This is a genomic window from Paracrocinitomix mangrovi (genome assembly GCF_019740355.2).
Classification (GTDB): domain Bacteria; phylum Bacteroidota; class Bacteroidia; order Flavobacteriales_D; family Crocinitomicaceae; genus Paracrocinitomix; species Paracrocinitomix mangrovi.
Window position 1 is genome coordinate 398,311 of the sequence record NZ_CP091819.1, and the last position, 25,823, is coordinate 424,133.

The 25,823-nt window shown below is 32.4% G+C and carries 26 protein-coding genes; 9 read left to right on the top strand and 17 right to left on the bottom strand.

Going from position 1 to position 25,823, the window contains the following annotated elements:
- Positions 1-5 precede the first annotated feature (5 nt).
- Entirely contained in the window at positions 6-1,247 is a 1,242-nt protein-coding gene (locus K6119_RS01765) for a T9SS type A sorting domain-containing protein (protein WP_221834174.1), read from the top strand.
- 52 nt (positions 1,248-1,299) lie between these two features.
- The gene (locus tag K6119_RS01770) at positions 1,300-1,992 is read left to right on the top strand and encodes a T9SS type A sorting domain-containing protein (RefSeq protein ID WP_221834172.1); all 693 of its coding nucleotides are present in this window, start codon (positions 1,300-1,302) and stop codon (positions 1,990-1,992) included.
- Positions 1,993-2,322: 330 nt separating this feature from the next.
- Here the strand turns inward: K6119_RS01770 and K6119_RS01775 are convergent, their stop codons facing one another.
- Genes K6119_RS01775 through K6119_RS01805 form a run of 7 tightly spaced genes read right to left on the bottom strand, consistent with a single transcriptional unit; the run spans position 2,323 to position 9,386 of the window.
- Positions 2,323-2,919: a TetR/AcrR family transcriptional regulator gene (locus tag K6119_RS01775; RefSeq protein ID WP_221834170.1), complete on the bottom strand. Its 597-nt coding sequence runs from the start codon at positions 2,917-2,919 to the stop codon at positions 2,323-2,325.
- A gap of 31 nt (positions 2,920-2,950) precedes the next feature.
- A complete protein-coding gene (locus tag K6119_RS01780; RefSeq protein WP_221834168.1) occupies positions 2,951-6,058 on the bottom strand; it encodes an efflux RND transporter permease subunit in 3,108 nt (1,035 codons plus the stop codon).
- 10 nt (positions 6,059-6,068) lie between these two features.
- The gene (locus K6119_RS01785) at positions 6,069-7,115 is read right to left on the bottom strand and encodes an efflux RND transporter periplasmic adaptor subunit (RefSeq protein ID WP_221834166.1); all 1,047 of its coding nucleotides are present in this window, start codon (positions 7,113-7,115) and stop codon (positions 6,069-6,071) included.
- Positions 7,116-7,119: 4 nt separating this feature from the next.
- Positions 7,120-8,424, bottom strand: a complete 1,305-nt coding sequence (locus tag K6119_RS01790; RefSeq protein WP_221834163.1) for a TolC family protein — start codon at positions 8,422-8,424, stop codon at positions 7,120-7,122.
- Positions 8,425-8,437: 13 nt separating this feature from the next.
- A complete protein-coding gene (locus tag K6119_RS01795) occupies positions 8,438-8,722 on the bottom strand; it encodes a cupin domain-containing protein (RefSeq protein ID WP_221834161.1) in 285 nt (94 codons plus the stop codon).
- A complete protein-coding gene (locus K6119_RS01800) occupies positions 8,719-9,153 on the bottom strand; it encodes a hypothetical protein (RefSeq protein ID WP_221834158.1) in 435 nt (144 codons plus the stop codon). The genes K6119_RS01795 and K6119_RS01800 overlap by 4 nt, the downstream gene beginning before the upstream one ends.
- 59 nt (positions 9,154-9,212) lie before the next feature.
- Positions 9,213-9,386, bottom strand: a complete 174-nt coding sequence (locus K6119_RS01805) for a hypothetical protein (RefSeq protein ID WP_221834156.1) — start codon at positions 9,384-9,386, stop codon at positions 9,213-9,215.
- A gap of 162 nt (positions 9,387-9,548) precedes the next feature.
- Between K6119_RS01805 and K6119_RS01810 the strand changes: the two genes are divergently transcribed.
- The 3 genes from K6119_RS01810 to K6119_RS01820 all read left to right on the top strand — a co-directional run bounded on the left by K6119_RS01810 (position 9,549) and on the right by K6119_RS01820 (position 10,991).
- Positions 9,549-10,487 (top strand): sensor histidine kinase, encoded by a 939-nt coding sequence (locus tag K6119_RS01810; protein ID WP_221834154.1) that lies wholly within the window; start codon positions 9,549-9,551, stop codon positions 10,485-10,487.
- Between the two features lie 155 nt (positions 10,488-10,642).
- The gene (locus K6119_RS01815) at positions 10,643-10,831 is read left to right on the top strand and encodes a hypothetical protein (RefSeq protein ID WP_221834152.1); all 189 of its coding nucleotides are present in this window, start codon (positions 10,643-10,645) and stop codon (positions 10,829-10,831) included.
- 16 nt (positions 10,832-10,847) lie between these two features.
- Positions 10,848-10,991, top strand: coding sequence for a T9SS type A sorting domain-containing protein (locus K6119_RS01820; protein WP_221834150.1), 144 nt, complete (start codon positions 10,848-10,850; stop codon positions 10,989-10,991).
- Between the two features lie 244 nt (positions 10,992-11,235).
- Here K6119_RS01820 and K6119_RS01825 read toward each other — a convergent pair whose 3' ends face one another.
- Positions 11,236-11,670 carry a DUF7793 family protein gene (locus tag K6119_RS01825; RefSeq protein ID WP_221834149.1) on the bottom strand — a complete coding sequence of 145 codons (435 nt, stop codon included), beginning with the start codon at positions 11,668-11,670 and terminating at the stop codon, positions 11,236-11,238.
- Between the two features lie 119 nt (positions 11,671-11,789).
- On the opposite strand from K6119_RS01825, the gene K6119_RS01830 reads away from it, so the two are divergent.
- Together K6119_RS01830 and K6119_RS01835 are read left to right on the top strand one after the other, a co-directional pair.
- Positions 11,790-14,147: a TonB-dependent receptor gene (locus K6119_RS01830; protein ID WP_221834148.1), complete on the top strand. Its 2,358-nt coding sequence runs from the start codon at positions 11,790-11,792 to the stop codon at positions 14,145-14,147.
- A gap of 4 nt (positions 14,148-14,151) precedes the next feature.
- Positions 14,152-15,051, top strand: a complete 900-nt coding sequence (locus tag K6119_RS01835; protein WP_221834147.1) for a DUF4249 domain-containing protein — start codon at positions 14,152-14,154, stop codon at positions 15,049-15,051.
- A 354-nt stretch (positions 15,052-15,405) separates the two neighbouring features.
- On the opposite strand, the gene K6119_RS01840 is transcribed toward K6119_RS01835, so the two are convergent.
- The 8 genes from K6119_RS01840 to K6119_RS01875 all read right to left on the bottom strand — a co-directional run bounded on the left by K6119_RS01840 (position 15,406) and on the right by K6119_RS01875 (position 22,881).
- Positions 15,406-17,838, bottom strand: coding sequence for a T9SS type A sorting domain-containing protein (locus K6119_RS01840; protein ID WP_221834146.1), 2,433 nt, complete (start codon positions 17,836-17,838; stop codon positions 15,406-15,408).
- Positions 17,839-17,846: 8 nt separating this feature from the next.
- Positions 17,847-19,196, bottom strand: a complete 1,350-nt coding sequence (locus tag K6119_RS01845; RefSeq protein WP_221834145.1) for a T9SS type A sorting domain-containing protein — start codon at positions 19,194-19,196, stop codon at positions 17,847-17,849.
- Positions 19,197-19,236: 40 nt separating this feature from the next.
- Complete coding sequence (locus K6119_RS01850; RefSeq protein ID WP_221834144.1) at positions 19,237-19,683, bottom strand: hypothetical protein; 447 nt, start codon at positions 19,681-19,683, stop codon at positions 19,237-19,239.
- 18 nt (positions 19,684-19,701) lie between these two features.
- On the bottom strand, positions 19,702-20,178 hold the full coding sequence (locus K6119_RS01855) for a cupin domain-containing protein (RefSeq protein ID WP_221834143.1): 477 nt from the start codon (positions 20,176-20,178) through the stop codon (positions 19,702-19,704).
- Between the two features lie 60 nt (positions 20,179-20,238).
- Positions 20,239-20,805: a Crp/Fnr family transcriptional regulator gene (locus tag K6119_RS01860; RefSeq protein ID WP_221834140.1), complete on the bottom strand. Its 567-nt coding sequence runs from the start codon at positions 20,803-20,805 to the stop codon at positions 20,239-20,241.
- Positions 20,806-21,084: 279 nt separating this feature from the next.
- Complete coding sequence (locus tag K6119_RS01865) at positions 21,085-21,675, bottom strand: c-type cytochrome (RefSeq protein WP_221834138.1); 591 nt, start codon at positions 21,673-21,675, stop codon at positions 21,085-21,087.
- Between the two features lie 85 nt (positions 21,676-21,760).
- Positions 21,761-22,201, bottom strand: coding sequence for a DUF4345 domain-containing protein (locus tag K6119_RS01870; RefSeq protein ID WP_237828075.1), 441 nt, complete (start codon positions 22,199-22,201; stop codon positions 21,761-21,763).
- Between the two features lie 71 nt (positions 22,202-22,272).
- Positions 22,273-22,881, bottom strand: coding sequence for a Crp/Fnr family transcriptional regulator (locus K6119_RS01875; protein WP_221834134.1), 609 nt, complete (start codon positions 22,879-22,881; stop codon positions 22,273-22,275).
- Positions 22,882-23,030: 149 nt separating this feature from the next.
- Here K6119_RS01875 and K6119_RS01880 point away from each other — a divergent pair, with 149 nt between their 5' ends.
- Together K6119_RS01880 and K6119_RS01885 are read left to right on the top strand one after the other, a co-directional pair.
- Entirely contained in the window at positions 23,031-24,701 is a 1,671-nt protein-coding gene (locus K6119_RS01880; RefSeq protein WP_221834132.1) for a T9SS type A sorting domain-containing protein, read from the top strand.
- A gap of 185 nt (positions 24,702-24,886) precedes the next feature.
- Complete coding sequence (locus tag K6119_RS01885; protein WP_221834130.1) at positions 24,887-25,252, top strand: hypothetical protein; 366 nt, start codon at positions 24,887-24,889, stop codon at positions 25,250-25,252.
- A 39-nt stretch (positions 25,253-25,291) separates the two neighbouring features.
- Here K6119_RS01885 and K6119_RS01890 read toward each other — a convergent pair whose 3' ends face one another.
- Positions 25,292-25,666 carry a toxin-antitoxin system YwqK family antitoxin gene (locus tag K6119_RS01890; protein WP_221835270.1) on the bottom strand — a complete coding sequence of 125 codons (375 nt, stop codon included), beginning with the start codon at positions 25,664-25,666 and terminating at the stop codon, positions 25,292-25,294.
- Positions 25,667-25,823: the final 157 nt, after the last annotated feature.

Consider the following 25,823-nt stretch of genomic DNA (forward strand, 5'->3'; position numbering starts at 1 on the left):
AAATGATGAAAAAAATCGTATCATTTATATTTATAGCCTTCTTAAGTGTTAATTTGCATGCTCAATTCACAGTTATTCCAACTGGTACCAACACTATAATTCGATCTATGGATTTTGATGCAGATACATTGCTCATTTTAGGGAATCAAAATTACTTTGCGAAATCCTATGATCTAGGTGGGAATATAGTGTTTTACCCTATGTCACTACCTGCTCAATGGGTAAATTTGGAGATACAAGAAGTCAATGGCATGTACTATTATATGGCACGAGAGACGCTCCCTTCAGTTGCTCATGTCATTAAGTCATCTGACCGAGGACAGTCTTGGGATAATTTATATTCAGTCAGTGAGCCCTTTACAAATTTGACTATGATAGACACTTCTTTTGGTATAATGGGAGGTTCTTATGGTGAATATGCAGTGACTTATGGAAATGATCTATGGACAATAGATTCTATATTCACAGGTTGGTCTATCGAAACAATTGCGTCTGCTTCTTATGGAGATAGTACCATTTTTTTTCACACTTTGGATGGTTTTTCATTCATAACTAATGATAGAGGGGCAACTTGGGATTGGGTTTATTGTGATGCAATGTTGTATCAAGCAATTCAATTTATTAATAAAGACACCATTTATTCCGTAGGGTATTCAGGTAGCAATGCAGATTTTGTTTACACTTATGGCCAAAGCGAAAATTTTACCAATGTGTGGCTTGGATACAATTATCAAGAAAATAAGTATGATTACCATTGCATTGCTCGAGATATGTATTTTGATAACCCTGAACATGGGTATATTTTTGGATATTTACAGACCAATGAATCTATTATTTTAGAAACAAATGATTACGGTCAAACATGGATTCCATATTTAACCGGTTTCACTGATGAATTCTATTGCCATATAGCCTTCAATGATAGTATTTCATTCATAGGTGGAGATAATGGTCTACTATTAAAATGGAATAGAAATATTCCGTTGACAAATACTTTTAACATTGGAATAGAGGAACAAGTAAAAAAAGTAAAGATTTATCCTAATCCAATGTTAGACGGAACAGAAATTAGTCTGGTAGGTATTCAACTTCCCATTCAACTAGAACTTTATGACCAAACAGGAAGATTGGTTAGGTGTGAAATGATTCAAAATACAAATCATGTGTTAAAAAGAGGTTCTTTAACAGCTGGGGTTTATTATTATACCATTGGAGAGATTAGAGGTAAATTGGTTGTTTCAGAGTGACACTATGAGTTTAAAAGAGTTATAGAATAATTTGAAATTAAATTAAAGTCAAATGAGAAGACTATTTACAATATCATGTTTGATAATTTCATTATTGACTTTAACAATTAAAGCGAACGGACAGCAAATTTTGTCTGTGTCATATTCTCCGGAATTCCCAGGTTTAAATGATACAATTGCAGTTGTTTACAAACTTCAGTTTCCTGATACTGCATGTAATCAGGATTCAATAAGTACGACTGAATTATTTCAAGGACAATATTGGATAGAATCATTTACATGTTGTACTACTCTAGGACTTGGTATAATTGGTGAATTAACTGATTCTGTACATATTTTTCCTGATTTTTCTTCTCCAGGTTATCTTGAAGTATACTTTATGTCAGGGTTTAAGACCACTACGGCTTGTCCTAGTTTTCCTTATGTGAACGGTGATACAATTCCATATCCCGCATATATTGAATATCTGCAAATTCCAATAGGATTCGCGGCTGGTGAAATAGATTTTGAAAAATCAGAGTATGATCTAAAAGTATTTCCCAATCCTTTTACAGATTTTACAGAAATTAATTTAGAAGGTATACAACTTCCCGTTCAACTAGAACTTTTTGACCAAACAGGAAGATTGGTTAGGAGTGAAATGATTCAAAATACAAATCATTTGTTAAAAAGAGGTTCTTTAACAGCTGGGGTTTACTATTATACCATTGGAGAGATTAAAGGGAAATTGGTTGTTTCTGATTAATTTTTAATTGTTCAATTAACTTCCCTTAAACTAGTATATTTTCAATAGAGTATTGTATTAAACACATGAGTACAAAAAAAAACATACTATTAGTTTTTTTTCAATTGGTGAAATTAATTAATCTTGTTACTATTTTGTTTTTACCTTAATCTAATTCCTTGAATAGGAGAGGAGTACCATTTCTGAAAACTTTTCTCTCCCAATTTATGGTGTGATGACTGGATTTTTAAATCGGATAAAGAAAATATATGAACACAAACTGAGCAACCGATTAATTATCCGTATTCCGTCAGACCCATTCGTAAATGATGTTGTTTTCTACTCTCTTAATTAAATTGTTTTATTAGGAGAAAGAATTAACTTCTCCAATGATTTCCAAAGTAAATCTCCCTCTTTAATTAAATCCGACTTATACTGATTTAGTCTCCATTGAAGAATTGTAAAGCGCATACTACCCATAAAAATTGTGGCTAATTGCTTTGTGTCAATATCCATACGAATTGAACCGTCTTTCTGCCCTTGTTGAATAATATTAACAACTCTCTCTTTTTTGTTCGTTAGAATTTTATGCACGGCACTTGACAATTTCTCTTCATACTGAAAACTAGTTTCGGCGAAAATAACCATAACAATTGCAGGATGATTAGAGAAATGTTCAAACTGAAAATCAATGATCTGTTTTAACTTTTCTATCCCTGTATCTTCACTCTGAATCAATTCGGTCATCTTTGTTTTCAACCCCATTCCAAAGTAATTCAAGACGGACGATAAAATATCCGTCTTGTTTTTGAAGTGACGATAAATTGCAGGTTCACTAAACCCCATTTTTTCAGCTAATGCTTTGGTGGTTAGTTGTTGAATTCCTCCCTGATTGATTAGTTCGGTTGCTGCATTGATTATCTCTATTTGTCGTGAAGTGTACTCCATGATACAAAGGTAAGTTAGTGCGATTAACTTATTACTGTTTTGCAAGTGTTTTTTTATTTGTAAAGCGTTCTTTTATTGAATCAACTAAATAGTAAACAACTGGAACAAGGTAAACTGTTAGAATGAGTGATGATGTTACACCTCCTATAATTACCCATGCCAATCCATTCTTCCATTCACTTGCTGTACCTTGCGCCATGGCAATTGGTAACATCCCTACAATCATAGAAATACTAGTCATTAAAATTGGACGCATACGACCTTTTCCTGCTTCAATTAGAGCATCCTTGTAATGCATTCCTTGTGCTTTCAGTTGATTGGTGAAATCGACAATTAAAATGGCATTTTTTACCACTAACCCCATCAACATAATCATTCCTAATAGGGCAAATAAGCTTAAGTGACTTTGCGAAAGATTCAACGCTAAGAAAGCTCCAATAACTGCAACCGGAATAGAAAACAATACCACAAATGGATAAATGAAGCTATCATACAGTGCAACCATAATGAGGTAAATGAGAATAAATGAAATCAATAGAACCGAACCTAGAGCACCAAAGCTATCGTTCTGTCTTTTAATGTCACTTCCCCAAGTCATTTGCATTCCTTCTGGTAAAGGATTTTCATTGATGTAAGCTAAAACGTCATCCGCAACACTTCCTGAAGGACGTCCTAAAGCATCTGCTGTAATCGTTACAGCAGGTTGTCTGTCTTTTCGCTCTAATAGTGATGGGGACTCTTCTTGTACCACCTCTGCAAACTGAGAAACTTTAATTGGAATTCCCTTTGGATTAATAATGGTCATGTTTTTCAGATCGTCATAATCGTTTCGATTGAACTCGTCAAAATAGATTCTTATCGGATATTCTGTCCCTTCTTCGGTCAAAACTGCATCATCATTTCCAGTTAGTGCATTTCTGATACTCATTCCTACATAAGCTGCTGTTAAGCCGTATTTCTGCATTAATTTATCATCTGGAATAACTCGGTATTCTGGTGCGCCATTTTGTACTGACAATTGCACATTATCTGCTCCAGGAATCTCTTGTATGGCATTTTGTAATTTGGTCGATACTTTCAGAACTTCTTTAAAACTAGCTCCACTAATGGTTAATTCAATAGGCGCAGAGCGTGGAATTAAACCTAATCCTGCCATGGAGAAATTAATTCCCGCGAATTGTTCTTGAAGTTCAACTCTAAGATCCTTCATGTAAGCCTCTGTTGGTTGAAAATCTCGATCCTCTTTTGGTTTAAGTTGAATGGTGAATTCTGTAATATTTGGTGAACCAACCCCTAAACTCCCAATCCCTGTACTTGGACCTCCAACATTACTGAATATTGTTGAAATATCAGGTTGACTTAACAAGAACTTTTCTACTTGATAGGAAACAATGTTATTTTGTTTTAATGAAGTCGTTTTATCGTATTCAAGTGATAGTCGGAATTTTCCTTGATCCCCTGTTGCAATCAATTCTTTCCCTATGATATTTTGTTTTAGCATTAATCCAGTGAGGGCAAACAAAGCCAAAAGTATTCCTGTAAAAATGAGTTTATGATTCAGTACCCATTTTAACTGGTTTCCGTACCAATTGGTAAAATTGTCTAGTTGAACTTCAAACCAAATTAAGAACTTATTGAAGAAATTAGTAGGTTTTAAGTCTTCTGATTTACCAATTCTGGAAGCCATCCAAGGTGTTAATGTAAATCCAACCAACAAACTGGTGAGGGTTGAAGTTATTACAACTACTGAGAATTGTTTGAGCATATCAGCTACGAATACTTGCAAAAAGAGAATCGGTAGGAAAACCACAATATCAACTAGAGTAATAGATAATGCTGAAAAACCAATTTCCATACGTCCATCTATGGATGCTGTTCGTTTATCTTTCCCCATATCAAGGTGACGTTGGATATTTTCTAATACTACGGTTGCATCATCTACCAAAATTCCAATAATTAACGACATGGCTAAAAGTGTCATTAGATTCAGTGTGTATCCAAGCATCCACATTACCGCAAAGGCGGTTACTAAAGAGGTAGGAATAGCAACCAATACGATCAATGAGTTTCTAAAACTACGCAAGAACAGAAGCATAACTAGAGACACCAATAACACAGCCATAATTAAATCCACAACAACCGAATTAACGGCAGCAATTGTATTGTCTGTGCTATCATCTGCCACAATGAATTTGACATTACTTTCCTTGTTTTGATCTTCAATCCACTGCAATTTCTCTTTCACTTTTGTTGATACGTCAACTGCATTGGCATCACCTTGTTTTTTTAGTAGAATACCTATACCATTTTTACCATTGTATCGACTGACAGAAGTAATTTCTTTAATTCCATCTTTTACAACTGCCAAATCCTTAATGTAAATAGAAGTGCTTGGAGGAAATATAGCTACCTGAATATTCTCTATGTCCTCTACTGTGTTATACTTGGATGATATTTTAACAGAGTTGGATTGACTTCCATTTTCAATTTTACCTGCTGGAATATCCAAACCAGATCTATTGATCGATTCTACTATTTGGAGCATTGGAATCTTATAGTATTCCAATTTGTTTTCATCTACAAGTACCTGAAATTCTCTATCTTCACCTCCTAATATCGTTAATTCCGCAACTCCTTTTATTTGTTGAATTTGCGGTAAGTATTCATCCTGCATTTTTTGATAGAATTCGGTTGCAGGCAAATCACTGGTTGCACTAATCGACATTATCGGTAAGTCGTTCGGAGAAACTTTACTCATTTCTGGACTCAAAACATCATCAGGCAAATCTTTACTAATGTTATCAATGTATCTCTGAGCATCTTGCATGGTCTTGTCCAAATCAGTTCCATACTCCAAGTTCGCGATAATTACAGAAGCATTGGGTAATGATTTTGTTACTAAATAATCAACCCCTTCAAGGTTAGAAAGTGCATCTTCAATTTTGCGAGATACAGACGTTTCTACTTCTTGAGGTTCTGCACCCGGATAGACCGTTTTAATTACCACAACTGGTTGGTTAAAATCAGGCATCAACTCATAACTCAAATTTTTAAACCCAATGTATCCCAAGAGGATAAATACACTGAATAACACAATTATCAGTGAGGGTCTTTTTATCGAAATTTCGGTAATATTCATGGCTCGTTGATTATTGGTTCACAATTACATTGGCGTTATCAAAAAGATTGATAAATCCTCCTGTTACAATCGTATCTCCTTTTTTGATTTCACCCTTAACGGATAGATAATCTCCATTTCTTGATAGAATTGAAATTGGCGTTCTAACCGCTTTACCATTGGATACAACATATATTTCTGGATTTGATTCAGATCCAATTATTGCCTTTGAGGAAATGGTTAATGCATCATTCAAGCTTTGATTGGTTACGAATTTTAACTCACCATTCATTTTGGGTTTAATTCCAATTGAATTGTCCAAAGCAAACTCTACTTTGAAACTGTTTCCCATGCCACCTTTACTACTCACTTGACTTAAACTTGCCGAAATAGAATTAGCAGATATACCTGTTGTTACAGAGTAAGGTTGATTCTCTGTAAACAAATGGAGGTCTTCTTCGGGAACATTAATTACAAACTTTAATTCGGTTTGATTGATTAGTTCAAACAAAGGAACAGCAGGTGACGCAAATCCACCCACTTCACAAAACTTCATAGAGACCACTCCATTAAATGGAGCACGGACAGTCGATTTATTGATTTGCTCAAGGATTGTTTTCTTCTCTGCTTCAATGGTAGCAATTGCGTTTTGCGTTTTTTCCAAAGTGATAGCAGGAACGGCATCTTCATTGGATAAAGTCTGATAGCGGGCTTCATCCTTTTTTAAACCATCTAATTTGGTTTCAAGAACATTCAATTGAAGTTGAAGCATTTGTTCATCCATTTTCAGTAAGGCTTGCCCCTTGGAAACTTTTTGACCTTCATTCACAAAGATTTGGGTGATTTTGCCTTGAATATCAGCACTCACTTTTACTTCATTCATAGATTCAAACAAACCACTAAATGTCTTGTTTTGTGTTTCGTTTTTATCTTTTATTACTTCACCAAATACTTTTACTGGAGCTTCTTTATCGTATTGATAAACTCGATTTTCCGCTTCCTTTTTGTTTTGAGATAATTGGATAACAACTATGGCAAGCAAGCCTACAATTATTAATATGCTTATGATTCGTTTCATGATCCTAATTATTTGAAATGTTGTTGGTTAATTTTTTTAGTTCTAAATCAGCCGCAAGGAATTCAGCTATACTTTGGAGATAGTTTTGCTGATTCTGAATAAGCTCGTTTTGTGCGATCATTAAATCGTTCACAGAAATTAGCCCTTGCTTGTGTTTCTTTTCCTCCTGCTCATAGATAGACTGAGCCAGATCGACTTGTTGTTCGCTTAGCGTAACATTATTAAAGGCATTTTCTAATCGCAAAACAGCATTTTCAATTTCAACTTGTTGCGCATCTTTAGTTAATTCCTCCTTTAACTTTAAGTTTTCCAACTCTAAGTTCTTTTGATCAATCTTTTTATTCGTAACAGTTCCATTGAATAGTGGGTAAGTGAATCTTATTCCAGCATATCCAATGGGGTAAAAGTTTAGAAACTGATTTGGACTTTGATCATATCCAAAACCTTGGGTTCCGTATGTTGCCACAAATCCAACCTCTGATATGAATTTAGATTGTTTAAGTGACTTTAAATCTATATTGATGATCTCTTGTTGCAATTGAATAATTTCTATGTCTTTATTTCCATTGTCTTCATACTGCATAAGGTCTATCATTAGAATATTGTCCTCTACCTCAATAGCTGAAGCACTTCCTGTAAGCAATTGAAGTGCATTATAGATTTGCTGTAATTTGACATCCAAATTGGCTTTATACGACTGGAGTGTGGATACTTTTAACTCTAACTTCTTCACATCATTTTGATTTGCTAACTTTTGTTCGGCTAGTAATTCAATGTTTTGCTTAACTCTTTCTGTATTTGAAATGGTCGAATCAATAAAAACCATCTGACTCTTTAATAGTTGAGCATTTCGATAAATGTTTGAGACTTCAAAATAAATTTGATCATACGTCTTTTTGACTTCTAGCTCTACTATTTTTTGAGAGGTTTCCAACTTATTAATGTTGCCTATCAGCCCAGATGAATAAATAGGAACTTGTAACAGTACATTCGCATTGATGTTGTGAGGTACACCAAATTGAGCTTCTTTAAATTGTCCCTCTGGTCCACCAAAAACCGATAAAGGCATGAGCTGATATGGGAGTTCAATAAAGTATTTATACTCACCATTAATACTAAGCTTTGGTAAAAGATTGGATTTAGCTTCCTTATGTTTCAGAGCTGATAATTCTTGAGTATTCTCAGCAATGGCAATTCTCTGATTGTTCGCATAAGCGCTATCAATGCATTGCTCTAATGTCCATGTTTGTCCGTATAGATTTACACTACTTAAGAATAAAATCAATACGTTAGTAAATACTAACTTCATAACGCAAAAAATTTTATTTCAATAATACTAGTTGACAGGTATCTATTCCATCAACCCAATGCTTTACCATTGGTTCAATTAAAACACAATCACCACATTTAAGATCGTGTGTTTCTCCTTTCTCATTTTCGAATCGAGCAGAACCACTTACGCAAATTAAAAAAGCTTCCGTTTTAGTAATATGCTCTTTAAGTTGTTCCCCTTTTTTTATCTGAATTGCAGTTGCGTTTCCCTCTTTTCCCTTAAAAAGCGCATAAGCGGAAACGACTTTCTCCGAATGTTTATCTCTTATATTCATTTGAAATATTTATTAAATTCATTCATTGATTCTTCTATTGCGAAAAAGGAATCTTTTTGTTCTTTTTTTGAACCAGCTTCATTAAGTTCATTAACTAGATCAATAAATGGAAGTAGCCACTTATGTAATTCATCATGCCCTTTACCGGTCATTGTACAATTAGAAGTCAATAGCCCAATGTGCGTGTCAAGTTTTGATCCAAGTTCTTTATAATTTGGATCAGTTTGAGTTGAAATAGATTGAATATCTGTCTCCATTTTCTTAATATGAACCATCATATCTTCATTTATTACCCACTTTTCATTGTTTACCAATTCAATATTATAGATGTTTTTATCTGATTCAGCAATATCAGCTGTATCTCCATTATTTGAGCAGCTTGTTAAAACGGTAATTATTCCTGCCGCTACTATAAATAGTTTCTTTTTCATTCTAATAATAGTTAGTAATCACTAACAAAAGTAATATAATTTTTTAATGAAACAAAACTTTATTTAATCTCATCTGCGTTTACCTGGTATTGTTCTTTCACAAAGGAGATGAGATTGAAGAGTTCACTCAACCTTGACCTGACCTTATTCCTATATGGCTTTTCCAATTCTCTTGCACTGAGATTTGTAGTTGCGTATGTATTGGTTCCGTTCATGATCAAAAGATCTAGCACTGAAGAAGAATTTCTAAAATGATGATACAATTAGTACCGTAATACTTTATATTGTTCCTACACTCAGATCATCTAAACAATTGATTTACGGTAAGTATTTATAATACTGTTAATGAATTGTTTTAAATATGTTTAATACATTGTTGTATTTATGATTAGTGTATGGTAGCAGAAAGAGGGAAAATACCTTTGGCAATTGTAGTATCTGGAATCATTTTTTCTATTGATTTGTTACTTCCTCTGGGAATCGCAGGTGGAGTACCATACGTAATAGTTATTCTAATATTATCTTTTGAAAATCAATCTAATATTATTTGGACTGCAGCAACAGTCACAAGTATTCTTAACATTATTGGATTCTTCTTATCACCGAAAGGTGGCGAACTATATAAAGTAATTTCAAATAGGCTTTTAGCCTTATTTGTTATCTGGTCAACGGCAATAATAGTCTTTAGACTATTAAAAACAAGATATAATTTGAAGATAGAGAAAGAGAGAATGAAAGAGAGGGAATTAATGATACAAGAGGTGCATCATAGAGTAAAAAATAATTTACAGGTAATAGATAGTTTGGCTAACCTACAAATTGATTATTCAAAAAATGAAACAGTTAAAATGGAGTTAAAAAGTTACACTTCAAGAGTATTAGCTATATCTAAAATTCATGAATTATTATATAGAAGACCGAGTGAAAATAATCTTAACATGGCTGAGTATATAATTTTTTTATTCGATTACTACAAAAGTGTTTTCCAAGAGATGAACAAAATCAAAATAAGTATGGATTTAGATGAAATAGAATTGGGCGTTGAAAAAGCAGCGAATCTAGGGCTGGTTATTAATGAAATTTTAACCAATGCTATTAGACATGGGTTAGAAGAAACAAGTAATCCAGAATTAAATATCAAAATGAAAAAGTCATCTGCAGGAATTAATATATTTATTTCAGATAATGGTGTAGGGTTCGACCCTCAATCACCAGAATTTAATAAAGGATTAGGTTCAGATATAATATATGGAATCATTAAGCAACTTAGCGGAGAGATTTCTTGCACAAATAGTAGTGGAACACAATATACAATCAGAATACCTGCTACATAGAACTAGTTTCCAATATATCGGATGATCTTTCCATACTAACTAAATTCAATCAAAACCTAGTCACGGAGTTGTTGCATTTACCAAGCTGTCTAATTCCACTTTTTACATGTCAGGAATGCAACTATATGCTTGATGCACCTAATCCGCAAATGTTAATGTCTAGCCTCACTTCTACGGGAGTTACAATGAGAGGATATGTTTATGAATTGTTGGATTCAATTAACAATCCAGTGGGATGGTTACCTTATGATGCAACACATATTGCTAAATTTGCGTATTTACTTCATTCATACAATAGTGGGGTAGAAATAGAAGAAGAATTAGGTTTTAAAAATATATCTTAACCCTACAAATAGCTCTGTGACAGTAGATTTGGATAATAATATATCAGAAGATGCCACTATTACTCTTTATGATCATCTTGGTAAAATGATCAAACAGTTTAAAGTTGGTAGTCTAATTAAAGATCAAACCATTTCCTTTGATGTGAGTCATTCGCTCTAGACATTTCAACTTCTTATTCAACTAGAACTATTTGACCAAACGTGTCGATTGGTTAGGAGTGAAATGATTCAAAAATACAAGTATGCTCTCAATAGAGAATTGTATTAAATAAATGAACGCTTCTAGTAAGGCATTTTATTAGTTTTTTTACAATTAGTGAAATTAATCAACCTTCTTACCATTTTGTTTTTATCTTCATCTAATAAGTTAAATAGGAGAGGAGTACCATTTATGAATTTTTTTTTTAGATTAATTGATGCAAAGTCCATTTCTCTGCCGCTTCAATCGAATCAAAAATTTTTAGTGCAAATGGGATGTTATCGAGTTCTCTGTTTACTGGAATCATTGAAATTTTCAACCCTAAGTCGTTAGATACAATTGCTTCAGATTTGATTAATTTACTTCCTTCACCATAAGTCCAAAAATTGATTACTTCACTTGAAACAGTGACCAAAGGTTCTATTAATAATATAAGTGACAAAGGAAAGATTTCAGATCTTTTCTTCAATTTTTCATACTCCTTTAATGAATCGGAAAGTTCAATTTGATTATGCTTTTTGAATACAATATAAGTAATACCATTGTCAGCAAAATAATAGTCTACTTTTTCTAAAGTAATACAATCCTCTATTGAGTTTCTGATATGATTTATAATAGTCGGAGCATCAAAAGAATCCATTGTGAAGGTTTTGGTTAACTCAAATATAACCATCAAAATATTAAATAATGAATGATAGGTTCGCTTCTTGATTTGAATCAAGAGGAATTAATCTGATCTGAAGCAATTTTGAAATAAAAATGAAGATTACAATTTTAATCGCGATAATGACCACTCATTTTGTTGCCTTGACACAGGATAAATCAACAGTAAGTGGTTTTGTTAAGGATTTAACCTCAGGAGAACCAATCATAGGTGCAAAAGTTTATTGTTCTGAAACGAAACAAGGAACCATTACAAATGAATATGGATTTTATAGTCTTACTCTATATAATGATACTATTAAGATTCAATTCAGTAGTATAGGTTACTCTCCTCAGGATTCTACAATTCTAGTATCATCAGATATAAATATTTCAATTGAACTTTTATCTAATAATCAATTAAATACTGTGGTTGTTTATGGACAAGAACAGATAGAAGATAAAACTCAAATGGGAGAAATATCACTTCCTATGAATATGGTTCAAAAACTTCCTGTCTTATTGGGAGAAACAGACATTATTAAAGTTCTTCAATTATATCCGGGAGTTCAATCGGGCAATGAAGGTTCAAGTGGAATGTATGTTCGAGGAGGAGGAGCTGACCAAAATTTAATTCTATTAGACGGTGTACCAGTATATAATGTGTCTCATTTATTTGGTTTCTTCTCAGTATTTAACTCTGAATCTATTAATAATGTTACAATGATAAAGGGAGGTTTTCCTGCTAGATATGGTGGAAGACAATCTTCTGTTTTGGACATAAGAATGAAAGAAGGAAATTCAAAGAATTTTCAAGGCTCAGTTAATATAGGACTGATATCTTCAAAATTTACTCTTGAAGGTCCTATTAAAAAAGACAAAACCTCTTTTATAATCTCAGGACGTAGAACATATATGGACTTATTGGCAAATCTAGCCAGATCAAAGAAAGACACTCCACTTAATAATGATTCAACCTCCATGAAAACCGGATATTATTTCTGGGATTTAAATGCAAAAATTAATCACAAGTTTTCTGACAATAGCAGACTTTATGTAAGTGGTTATTTCGGACTTGATAGATTCTATAACCAACAAGGTTTCTCTTATAGTTCAGGTGGGGTAGTTTCAAAACAAGAAACAAATAACAAATTACAATGGGGCAATGCTATTGGTTCAATCAGATGGAACAGAGTCATTAATCCAAAGTTGTTTTTAAATGTTTCTGCTAATTATAGTCAATATCAGTTTTTGGTTGGATTTGATATTAAAACATTGTCAGGAGCGAATGAAGAAAAAATTGGCTTCTCATATAGTTCGGGTATTAGAGACTGGACTGGAAAAGTAGATTTTAATTATCATCCAAATTCTATTCATACAATTAAATTTGGAGGAGGGAATACATATCACACTTTTACACCTGGAGTCAATCAATTTATAACTTCGGGTAACACTTCTTTAGATTCAGTTTCTTCAACCAATAAATTATTTAGTCATGAACATTGGTTGTACTTGGAAGATGATTTTGAAATCACCAAAAAGCTAAAGGTAAATTTGGGGTTACATTTAGCTGGATTTTTAACACAAGATAAATGGTTTCCTTCCATTCAACCGAGAATTTCAGCTAGATATCTTATAAATGCAAATTCTTCTTTAAAACTGTCTTATTCAAGAATGAATCAATACCTACATTTATTAACTAACCCAACAATTGGACTTCCAACAGATTTGTGGGTGCCAGTTACGAAAACAGTAAGACCACAATTTTCAGATCAAATTGCATTTGGTTATTTCCAAACTCTTCCTATAGGTTTTCAATTTTCAGCAGAAACTTACTATAAATCAATGAATAACCTAATTGAATACAAAGAAGGTGCGAGTTTTTTTAGTGCCTCTGCAGACTGGCAAGACAAAGTGGTTACAGGAAAAGGAAATTCATACGGATTTGAATTTTTATTCGAAAAGAAAACTGGAAAAACTACCGGTTGGATAGGTTACACCTTAAGTTGGAATAATAGACAATTTGAAGACCTTAACTTTGGTAATCCTTTTCCTTATACATATGATAGGCGGCATGATATAGGAGTAGCAATTACACACAAATTTAGTGACAAATTTGATCTGGGAGTGGTTTGGGTTTATGGTACTGGTAACGCAACAACTCTAGCTTTACAAACTTATAATGGAATTGATGGTTCTACATACACAGGCCAAAATCCAATGGTTGAAATTGAATATTTGGATAGTAGAAATAATTATCGAATGCCTTCATATCACAGATTGGATATTGGACTTAATTTTAACAAGCAAAGAAAATATTATTACCGCACATGGCAGTTAGGGTTTTACAATTTGTATTCTAGGCAAAATCCCTTCATGTTGTACTTTGATTTAAATGATAAGGGGCAAAAAGTATTGAAACAACTTAGTTTGTTCCCAATTATTCCAAGTATTTCTTATTCTTTAAAATTTTAAAATTATGAATCGTGGCGTATTAACTGTACTATTAGGTACCGCATTTGTTTCTTGCGTAAAAGAAATTGAATTTAATACTGAAGATGTGAAAACTAAAATTGTTGTGAATTCACTATTTTCAAATGACTCTATCTGGTCAATACAACTAAGCAACAGTAAAAGCATTTTGGATACTTCAAAATTAAAGTCCATTGAAAATGCAATTGTTCAGGTTACAGAAGAACAAAATAATATCATAACGAGTTTTACACATACAGGAAATGGCGTTTATACTTCAACTAATTTTACGCCCTCAGCGTCGTCAACATATAAATTAGAGGTAAATGTTCCAAATTACAATGCAATTACGTCTAGAAGTGATTGTCCTTTACCGGTAGAAATAATTGGTATAGATAGTGCCACAACAAACTTTGGAAATAAACCTTCGCTTTCAGTGGAATTAAGTTTCAACGATAGTAATGAAACTAAAAATTATTACATAGTAGATGTTATTGGTAATATTAAGAAGTATAACCAAGAAACAGGAGATACTGTATCTTATTTTGAAAGATTACAATTAAGTTGTTCTGATCCCAATATCGAATTGGTGAACAGCTTTGAAACGGAAGGTTTTGGTAATGTATTTAATTATATACTATTAAGTGATACAAATTTCTCATCTGATATATATAAGCTCAAGTTTAATATTATTAATTGGAGCGATCTGAAAGATGTTGACTTTCAGGGTTATATTAGGCTTATTAGTGCAAGCGAAGATTACTTTTTATATAAAAAATCCTTTGCTATTTATCAAGAGGTTCAAGGCAATCCATTTGCAACTCCGGTACAAGTATATTCAAATATTGAAAATGGTCTTGGTATTTTTGCTGCATGCTCTTACTCTTTGTGGCCAATTAATTGGTGATTTTCGTTTCTTTCTGAATCTAATTACCAAAAATTGAAGGTATTATTTGAACGCTATACCCTTAAAAAAAATCACTTCTAAATATTGGAAGTGATTTTTTTTGATTTCTTGAAAGTTGTTTCTTTCCTTCTCATGTAGTTCAATATAAAATTATAGTTTGTTTATACATTTGATATTCAAATATAATGTTGTTCAAATGGCCAAGAGGATGATTAGTGATTAGTTCATTATAAATGAATTTGATTTTAGATTTCAATTGATAAAGCAAGTGATTGTTCATTCTTATTTTGATTGAAAACTTAAGACATAAAAAAAGAGCCCGAAGGCCCTTTGATTTACTCAAGTAAATGCAGCTTAATTGATTACAAGCTTATGTGTCTTTATTTGATTTTCAAATTCTATTACTAATGTATAGAATCCTGTAGTCAAATGTGTCATGTCAAAGGCTACTTGATGGCTTATTTGTTCAGTTATTTTACTATGTTCAAATACAATTTCCCCCGTCGCATTATAGACATACACTCTTATAATTTCTTCATCAGATTGATTAACCAAATTAACGATTCCTCTTGAAGGGTTTGGGTAAATTGAAACTCCATCCTGAATTGATTTTTCTTTTATACCGGCAACATTATATTGGATGCAAGGAGAAGTTCCGAAACATCCATTTACGTTTACCAAAACTGCATAATTTCCATTATTGTTTGGAATATAAGTGGCCGCCGTCTCTCCTGAAATAGGTGAATTTTGATTGTCGCAATCTAACCATTGAAAAGAATCAGCATTGGTAATTGTTGATTCTAAAATTCCATTGTTTAAAACAACAAAAGGATCAACTTCTTCAACATGTAAGAATGTTACTACTACACTGTCGTTTCCATTTACATCTAATAAAACATCAGTATAGGTACCAGTTTGAGTGTAAGTATTCTGGCCAACAGAGTAAGAGTCACCTGCGCAAATATCTACGAAAAACTCATAAGTGTTTTGAGCAAATCCAAAAGAATACACGCCAAATTGATTAATAGAATTATCAGTTGAGATATTACCTGCACCATTTCCAGAACATAAACCTGTTGCTGTTGAAGGAACATCATCCCATTCAGTTCCATTCCAATTGGCAATAGATAAATTTTGGCAATTTGTTATACCACTTGCGGAAGCGTCTTCCCAATAAAAACTAAGTTCAACATCTAGTGTGCCGTTTAGATCCTCTACCTGCCAAAATTCGTTACTGGAAACAGAGGTCAAAGGAGTATTTACAGGAGTTAAGTTAGTAAAAGGATAGTCAAAATACTCTACCAAAACTATATCATCTATAGAAGTAGGAGCAGACATAGAAGCCCTTTTCCAGCTATTGTTTTTTCCAACCGGAAAAACAAAAGCGTCATTTCCCATTTTGATCATTGGACCATTTATAAAACTTGAGGTACTCCCTTCATTACTGATTGCATCATCTGTTATTACTACATAACCAGATAGATCTGTGTTAACTTTGCCTGTTACAAGATTTAGTTCGTCTAAAACAACAAGTGGAACAAGTAAATCTAAGCCTTGAGGACTTGTGTTGTCCATAATGAATTTCCCAACAAATTGTGAAACATCACCACTTAAAGTTTGTTGTAAAGTTCCATTGGTGCGTATTGTTGCAAGGCTAGCATCCATAAACCCTGGTACATCTATATTTCCTGAAATATTTATAATAGAGGTAGTTGGAATTTCCAAACTTGAACTGGTATTAACCTGTAGATCATTAAATTGATAAGTTCCAAATCCCACCAAAGAGTTAACTCCATCAAAGGCTGTAGCGCCTCCTTCTGCATAATACGATCCTAATATGTTCAATGAAGTTCCATTAAAAAGTACATTACTATTTCCTTGTTGAATAATGCTGTCCTGCCAATCGATCATATTAATCATCCCACCATTTTGATTCAGGTATCCATTTGTATGAAGCAGTAAATGCATTTCTACGGTACTTCCAGGTAAATTTTCGACATTTCCATGTATCACAAAATTTCCAGCTGAAATTTCAACCTTTGGTCTTCCCATTCCTGGAGCAATCCCGTTCCAATTTAAGTTTCCGTTGACAAGGACATTTCCTCCTGAAACGACTAGTGTAGGTTCAAAATTCCCTAATTCATTTTCCAATGAAATTTCTGAAGTAATATTTAAACTTCCCCCAGTAATGTTATATAGAGAATTTGCCAGGAAAGCTCCATCACTTATTGCTAAAATTGCTGTAGTAACAGAACCCCCAGATTGAACGGTATAGCCTCCTTCTTCAACCGCAATTCGATTTCCAACCTGTAAATTTCCAGCTGTTATTAAAGTACTTCCATTGTTACCAACTACTAGTCGATCATCAACATTCACATTCCCATTGTTTATGAAAAAATTCCCTCCCATTAGTACGTATATTCTACCTCCGTTTGAAGGATTTACAGATAATAAACCCCCATTACAATTTAAACTAGATCCGAATCCGTCAATGTTGATGTCATCCAATGTTGTTAAATCTGCATTTATTGTTAGTTGGGCTCCATTTTCAATGTTGACCTTTGCTGGATTAAAAATTGAATTAGCATTTATTGTAGGATGAGCAAATACCCCTGTGTAATTTGCTGGATTGATAATTATATTTTGATCAGTTAATGGCCAGTTATCCCAATTTGCAGGATCATTCCAATCGCTGCTATTATTTCCTGTCCAATTTTGTGTCCAAGAAATTCCCGAAATACATAAGGCTGATAAAATAGCAGCCATTTTTGTTTTAGTTACTTTCATTTTTGTTTTTATTTAATTAAGATTATTCCTTTAGAGATCATTGAGTTTTCATGAACCATAATTGTATATGCACAGGCTGGAAATTCACTCAAGTCTATAGTGTATTGTAAATTATTCTGAGATTCAAATTCTTTGATCAGTTGTCCGGTATTATTGTATAATTGAATCTTAGCATATGTAGATCCAGCTAAATCGATTGTTACTTTATCATTTGTGGGATTCGGATATATATTTAATTTTCCTGTTGAATTATTTTTGATATACAATTGGTTAATAGGTGCACGGTACAAATAGCGATCTTGTTTTTGAATAGCATATATATTGCCGTTTTGATAGACAATACTGCATTCATTGTATTTCAATCCTATATTAAACAATTGATCCAGGCGACAGGATGAAAAATTATAATGATCATTTCTTTTAATTAAAAGTCCATCATCATTGGAAGAACCAATTCGATTTGAAAAAATAGTTTCTTCAATAAAGAAAATTTGATGGGATTCATTATAAAACCATTCAAACCCAGAATTTGATCTTCTTAAATGTTGAAATACTTCTCCATTGATTAGGGAATCTATTGAACCGAATAATGTCATCTGGGTAGCTGCCATACCAATGGTTCCAGAAAAGGAAATATAAATTTCTCCTTGTTTATTTAGAGAAATATCACTGAAATAAACCAGATTTGTTTCATTAATTCCTCCTGCATCATATTTTAAACTGGAAATAATGTCCCAGTTAGCTGCTTGATTATCAGAAATTATAATAATGCCATCATGATAATTGTATTCATGAGAACTAAGGATGATTCTTCCTGAAGAATCTATCACAATTTCTGACAAATATCTGTCACTTTGTACACCTAATTCAATCTCTTCCCATTGGTTACCATATGAAGAGGTTTTAAATAGGCCTGCACCTCGATATTTTGTATTACCATTCGTTGTTTCAACGTGACCTGTTGAAACGTAAACAATTGAATCTGACCAAGATTTAAAATCAGTAATATTAGATTCATTATTCTCAAAAATGAGACTCCATTGGCTTCCTTCGATATCAGATGAATAAATTCTATTTAAACCTACAAGAATGTAAATTTTTGATTCTGTGCATACTATTTTATTAACGGGTCCTTCATTAAACAATTCTTGCCAATTGTCTCCATTATTAGAAGAGGAATAAAGTCCATTATTGGTACCTAATAATAACTTTGATTGCTTATATACTTGTATACAACTAGAATATTCATTGGGAAAATTTAAGAAAGAAATTTCCTTTTTTTCCCAAAATGATTGCGCATTAGTTCTTAAACTAAGGCATAGTAAGCCTAGTGAAAGAAAAATTGTTAATCCTTTCATAATCAATTTAATTGACTTGTTTTTAGGTGTTATTAGCTATTTACCCTTTTAGCGAATGTTCATTTTGCTTGTTTCGGATAAGCGCTTCGGCTTGAGAAATAGTTTCACACAAAATAGTTGTGACCTTATTAGAATTGGACTTTTCTAATTGAATTGAAGACATTTTTGAAAATAAGTCAGGTGAAATTATGCTTAAATTATACCTTAATCCATACTTAAAGTTTTCAGGAAAAAAGTAATTAGAGATCCAGTCTACCAATCCTGCCCAGGCACCTTCAAGTTCTTTTGTGTCATGAACATGAAAAGACGTATTATTTTTTACACCTTCCCGCTTTTGCCATTCAAGCATTTTCAATGACGCAATTTTAACTTCTTCTTCAGTACAAGGACCTATCCACTTCATAAGAAGATAATTTTTATCTGTACAGTAAACTATCTTCGCATAGATGTCATTGGATTCATTTCTAATTAGGTCAACAACTATCATGTTTATTAAATTTAGACCTTACTTAAACAAGGTAGGTAACTCAAATGAAACGTTAAATTCAACTCCTTTTTCTACGACCGATTTAACATCAATTTTTGTCATGTCAGGAATGTTATTTAAGTCGGGCCATTCACTTTCATTTTTAACTGGATTTCCAATTACTCTAAAGTAATCTATTAACTCTCCTTTACTTAATATAACTACCATTTTCCCACTGGTTTTTCCAACGTTCTTATACGTGTGTAAAGCCAAAGAAGGGATATGTACTACACTTCCAGCTTGAGCTTTGAATGGGGAATTCAAATCATTTAAAACAAATTCAAATTCACCTGATAAAATGTAAAATATCTCTTCATCCTGATGTGTGTGTGGTGGAGGTCCACCAAGTGGCGGAACATTTTCCTCAAAAATGGCATATTCATAATCTGTTTCTTCCGGTGTGACAAGTAATCTGATAACATTTGTCAATACGATTAAATCTTCTTTACTTTTCATTTTAATTTTTTTACAAAGTAAAAGAGGATTTGATTTATGACACTTGATTCAAATCAAGAACTAACCTAATTTGGCTCGATATCGACTTAAAGTCTCTGGAGTAATATTCAAATAGCTTGCAATAAAATGAAGAGGTACTCTTTTGAAAATTTTTGGATGCATTTCCATTAGTCCTTTAAATCTATCTTCAGGAGTGACTCTCAATAATTCAGCTTCTCTTCTTTCTCCTTTGATTAAGTGTTCTTGTAATATGAAAATTGCAAATTCTTTAAGTGCCCGACTTTGCTCGAAAAGCTGAATTACATCAACATATGAAAAGACTAAGATTTCACATTCCTCAATTGCCGCAATATTAATTTCAGAAGGTCTATTAGATAACATACTGGCAAAGGAGCAAACAAAAGAATTTTCAAAGTAAAAATCATTGCAAAATTCTTTATCAGAGGCACCATAAAACTGTCTTAATGCCCCTGATTCAACAAAGCCAATTCTATTTGAAATTTCACCTTCTTGTAAAAAAAAATCATTTTTTGATAAATGAATAACTTTCAATTTATTATTAAGAAGCTCAACTTCCTGTTGTGAAACTCCAAATGTTTTTTGGATATTATCTATAAATCGTTTCATTCTTTGTCCAGACAAAAAAAATCTGGCAAAAGTTAAAATAAAAATCTAAAATCGACCATTTATTTTGAGTAAGATCAATGTTAAAAATTGTCATTTTAAGTCTGATACTACATAGTACAAAAAACAAAAGTGCTTTGTTTTAGTATAGGGGATAACCACATCTTAATTCGGAATACTGAAATTTTTTATTCTTTTGTATTATTGGTAACAAAGTAAAAACCTTCCATTAACTTCTGTTAATGGAAGGCTCTCTTCTGATGTTAAATAATATTAGGTTAACTATTTGATGTTTTCAAAGGGAATATATTGCGGAACAATATTCTGAATAGGTTTAATAGACATTAGATAATTAAATATTGCTTGTAAATCTGAATCTGAAAGTTGTCTGTAATTTTGCCATGGCATAGGTGGTAATAATGGTCTTGAACCATCAATTCCTTTAAATTTCCCTTTCGTCATAGCTTTCTTAAACTGTTCAAATGTCCAATTACCTAAACCTGTTCCGTCAGGGGTTAAGTTTGCGCTAAAAGAGATTCCCCATGGTCCGACGGCAGCTGTTAAATCTCCGTTGAAAAGAGTCCATCCACCAGGCAAAACATTTGATTTGTCTAACTGAGGTAATTCTGCATCTTCTGGATATCCCATTAACCATCTATCCATATCAGGAACTGGGCCTTTTTCGGTCATTTTTTTTGGTGTATGGCAATCAGCACAGCCAATTATATTTACCAAATATTCGCCACGTTCTTTTGATACATTTTCTTTAGATTCATCTTCGAACGCCTCTTCTGATTTGTCGCCACAATTTACCAGTAAAAAAATTGCAAATAGGTTGAACAAAACCATTATTGTATTAACTCTTTTCTTCATTATGTTTAATTTGTGGATTATGCTATTTAATATGTACAAAAATGCATTGAATTGATCTTATTGAAATTGATTCAGATCAAGAACCTTATTCAACTACAAATCCAACTTTAGAAGAACGTAATTCTACATTAAGCTTCGATAATCTGTAACTAATGACTATAGAAACAATACATAAAAATGATTCTATCATCAACCAAGTATTCCCAAATTCTCCTAGCTGACCATCAATTATAATTGTCAATATACGCGATATTGCATATGCTCCCCATAAGAGAGTAAAGAATTGAACTGAACGTTTAATGTTGTTTTTTAACATAACAATTGCAGAAACGCATATAGTGATTCCCACACCACCAAACACACCTCTAATAGAACTCATAGCATCAGTGTTTCCTAAATCTACATTTACCAAATCCATTGTTGCTTGTGGTGAGATCATAGATAAAATACTTACATATCCAATGCTGACTACTGAAAACCACACATAGATTTTTGCTAGTAATTCTGTTCTTTTTAAATTTTTCATTGTCTTAAATTTTAATATTTTAGACAAAGGTGCTCCGGTATGAAAAATTAAATCTTGGTATTTTCTAAGATTTAAATTCGCACTGAATTAATAAGCTTACTAAAATTAGTTGGATCAATTCCAAGATAGTTTGCAAGGTATTTATGTGGTACAACTTGTAATACGTGAGGACTTCGTTTTAAGAGTGATCGGAATTTTTGTTCAGATGAAAAACATTGTAGTTCCACCATTCTTTCTAATAGTCCTCCAATTTGAACATATATTATATGTTCTATTACTTTGTCAACTGAAGGGTATTTACCTCTTAAATGTGACAAAGTGGAGTGGTTGAGTCGGTATAATTTACTTCGAGTAAGTGTTTCGTAAAAGTATTTTGAGGGTTTCTTTAAGAGAAAAGAATCTACAACACCAGCAAATGAAAATGGGTAAGATAGTACTAAAGTTGCTTCCTTTCCATCTTCGTTAATATAATAAACTCTTTGAGTGCCTTGGACAACAAAATAAATGTAGTTCTCCGTTTCTCCCGAACTTGTAATAGACTCATTTCTTTCAAAATCAATTTCTTCCCATTGGGCAAAAAAATCATCCCACACTTGTGGATCCAGAGTCATGTAACTGTATATATAGTTTTGAAGTTCTTTTTCAAAGTCCAGATCTTGAATTTTTTCAGGGAGGCTCACAATCGAAAGAGTTTATTGGTTAGCAATAAATCAAAGATTCAAAAAAAAATGAATTTCGAAAAGAAAAGTATGAAATAGATTATTGATTTGAATCAAGAATAGATATAAACTAAGTGCGGAATTTTGTCCCAATATAAAATTATTTAAAAATGAAATTTAAAATAGCTACTTCAATAACAGTTTTTATTCTAGGGGTATCAACAAGGAAAGTTGTTGCACAAATACAAAATCCAGAATGGATGAATCAAGTTCACATTTCTAATACAGATTCACCTTTTGGGCTTTGGGTAAATCCTTTCGGAGATATATACGATTTTGGAAGAATAACGGCATTCAATGGTAATTTTAGTGGAGTTACAGTAGGAAAAACTGATCAACTAGGGAATGAAATTTGGAGAAGCAATTTTCCTGCTTCAAGTGAAAATTGGCAATTATTTCCAAAGGCAATTACAGGTGATGAATATGGTGATATATATTTATTGTTAAACGAAAGTTATAAGTATACAGACACAACTTCTAATAGAATTTGCATAAAAAAAATGGATCCAAATGGTAATACTATTTGGTTTAAATATCTAACTGAACTTGTTAATCATAGAACAGAAGAGGTTATGGCCTCCAACTTAATTTATAAAAATGGTGCTTTATATTTATGTGGTACCTATTCTGATGAAAATTTATACTTAGTCCAAGGTATGGATGGAATATTATTAAAAGTAAATTCTGTTGATGGAGACATTATTTACAGAACTATTTACAATAGTATATATGATTCTGATGATGTATTTAGATCTTGTGTTGTTACAGAATCAGGAGAAGTACATGTAATAGGAAGGAGTAGAGGATATGTAGGTCCAATGATGACTTATTCTAACTATGACGCCATCTCTGTAAAATTTAGTGATTCAGGCACATTTTTATGGGAAAAACGATTCAACGGAACTTCCAATGCAGAAGATTTTGGAATTAACATTGCATTGGATGAATATGGCAATTCTTATCTATCTAATCAGTTAAAATCGATCGGAATAAACCAAAAAACCGTTTACATTAATAAAATTGATGCTTTAGGAAATGAAGTTTGGACTTATTCATATCAAGGTTCTAGTTCAGGATATGTCCGTCACCAGCCAATTGCAGTTAATGCCAATGGAAATATAGTTTTTGTTACTTCAAATGAAAATGGAATAGTAATAAAATGCCTAGATACAGGAAATGGAACAGAAATTTGGACAAGTTTTTATAGCAGAGACAATTTAGGTTCACAGGATGTACAACATAACATGATAACAAATGAGAATGGAAACATTTATATTACTGGTATTACTGTGGACGGAACGCCTTATGGACAAGGAAAGGATATGACAACTTTATGTTACAATGAAAATGGACAGTTACAATGGTACGATTATATCAATTTGGGAAACTATAGCACAGCTGGAGATCGCGGATTGAATCTGCAATGGTGCCCGGAAAACAATAGTTTATATGTTGTTGGAAATGGACAAAACCCAGATTATGATACGGACATATTAATTGCGAAATATGGCTCAGGATTATCAACGGTGAGTTTAGATAATGGAACTTTTTCTAAAGTAAAAGTATTCCCAAACCCTTTTAATGATCAAATAATTATCGAATCTTCAGGTGAAAAAATAACATCCTTTCAACTGTATAGTATAAATGGGACACTTTTATTAGATGATAAAATATCTGATTCGTTGACAATGAAAATAGATACAAAACATTTAGCTCCAGGGGGGTACTACATTCAAATTAATAATGGTATTACTAAAGTTTATCGTTTGATAAAAAAATAGCGATTGAACGATTTAAAGAGGTTTTATAATCCTATCATGTTATTGATGGGATTTTTTATTTCTATAAGTCTAATAAAGTGATAACCATGTAATCAAAATTTTGAATGGATTGTAAGAACTTGATTTAAATCAAGTTGGTACGAATAATAACTTCTCAAATTTGCAAAACACAAATAAATAATGATATGAAAAAGAAACTACATGTTTTAATATTCACTTCTTTTTTAATAGTTTTTTCTTTGCCAATTGTGGCTCAAAATAAAAGACCCGGGTATAAAAAATATACTTTTATGTCGGATTCAATTAAAAGTGAAGTTGCTCAAGTAGATTCACAATGTCCTTCGGGGCCAAACAAGAAAATAATTAATATAGAAATATTAAATCATGATGAATTTCAAGTGATAATTTTCAATTCAGTAAGTAAGTCTATTTGGGTGTCTAAAGTATTTAATCTTTCTGATTCAATTTTTGACACTGAGGATATTCAAAAAGGAATGTACATAGTGAACATATTTGGAGAAGTAGCAAGAACAAATGGATTAATTAAATAAATATCAGAAATTTTGCTGACTTGGTCACAATTAAAATTGTTATTTCGTTGTAGATTTAGATGTGATTTCAATTCCATTTTCATTAAAGGTTTTCTCACTTATAATTTTACCATCTTCATCATATACAATCCATTTACCAATATGGGTTCCAGTGTCTGGAATAAAGGTCCCTTCTTCTTTTAAATTGCCATTTTCATAATACGTTCGAAGATAGTTGGTGTCCCAATTGATTGTGTAAGTAATGTTTCCATTCTGTAGATAGTACTTCCATTGTCCAACAGGGTAACCATTAATATCTAGACTTCCCGATTCTTTTAAGATTGAACTATTTGGGTAATACTTGTCTTTTTGCTCTTGAGCAAACCCTTGTTTGATGATAAATAAAAAAAATACTAATGCAACTAATTTAATCATAATTCTACCTTTAATAGTACATAACGGCTTGTCTAAAGTTTCGTTGTTTTATTTCAATACAATATTTTTCTGCTTTTCCAAGATTTTGCTAAAACTAGCAATTTATTTCGTGTGATATGCGTTGGTCATAATTCAGGACACAAGTTGTCGAGAGGGA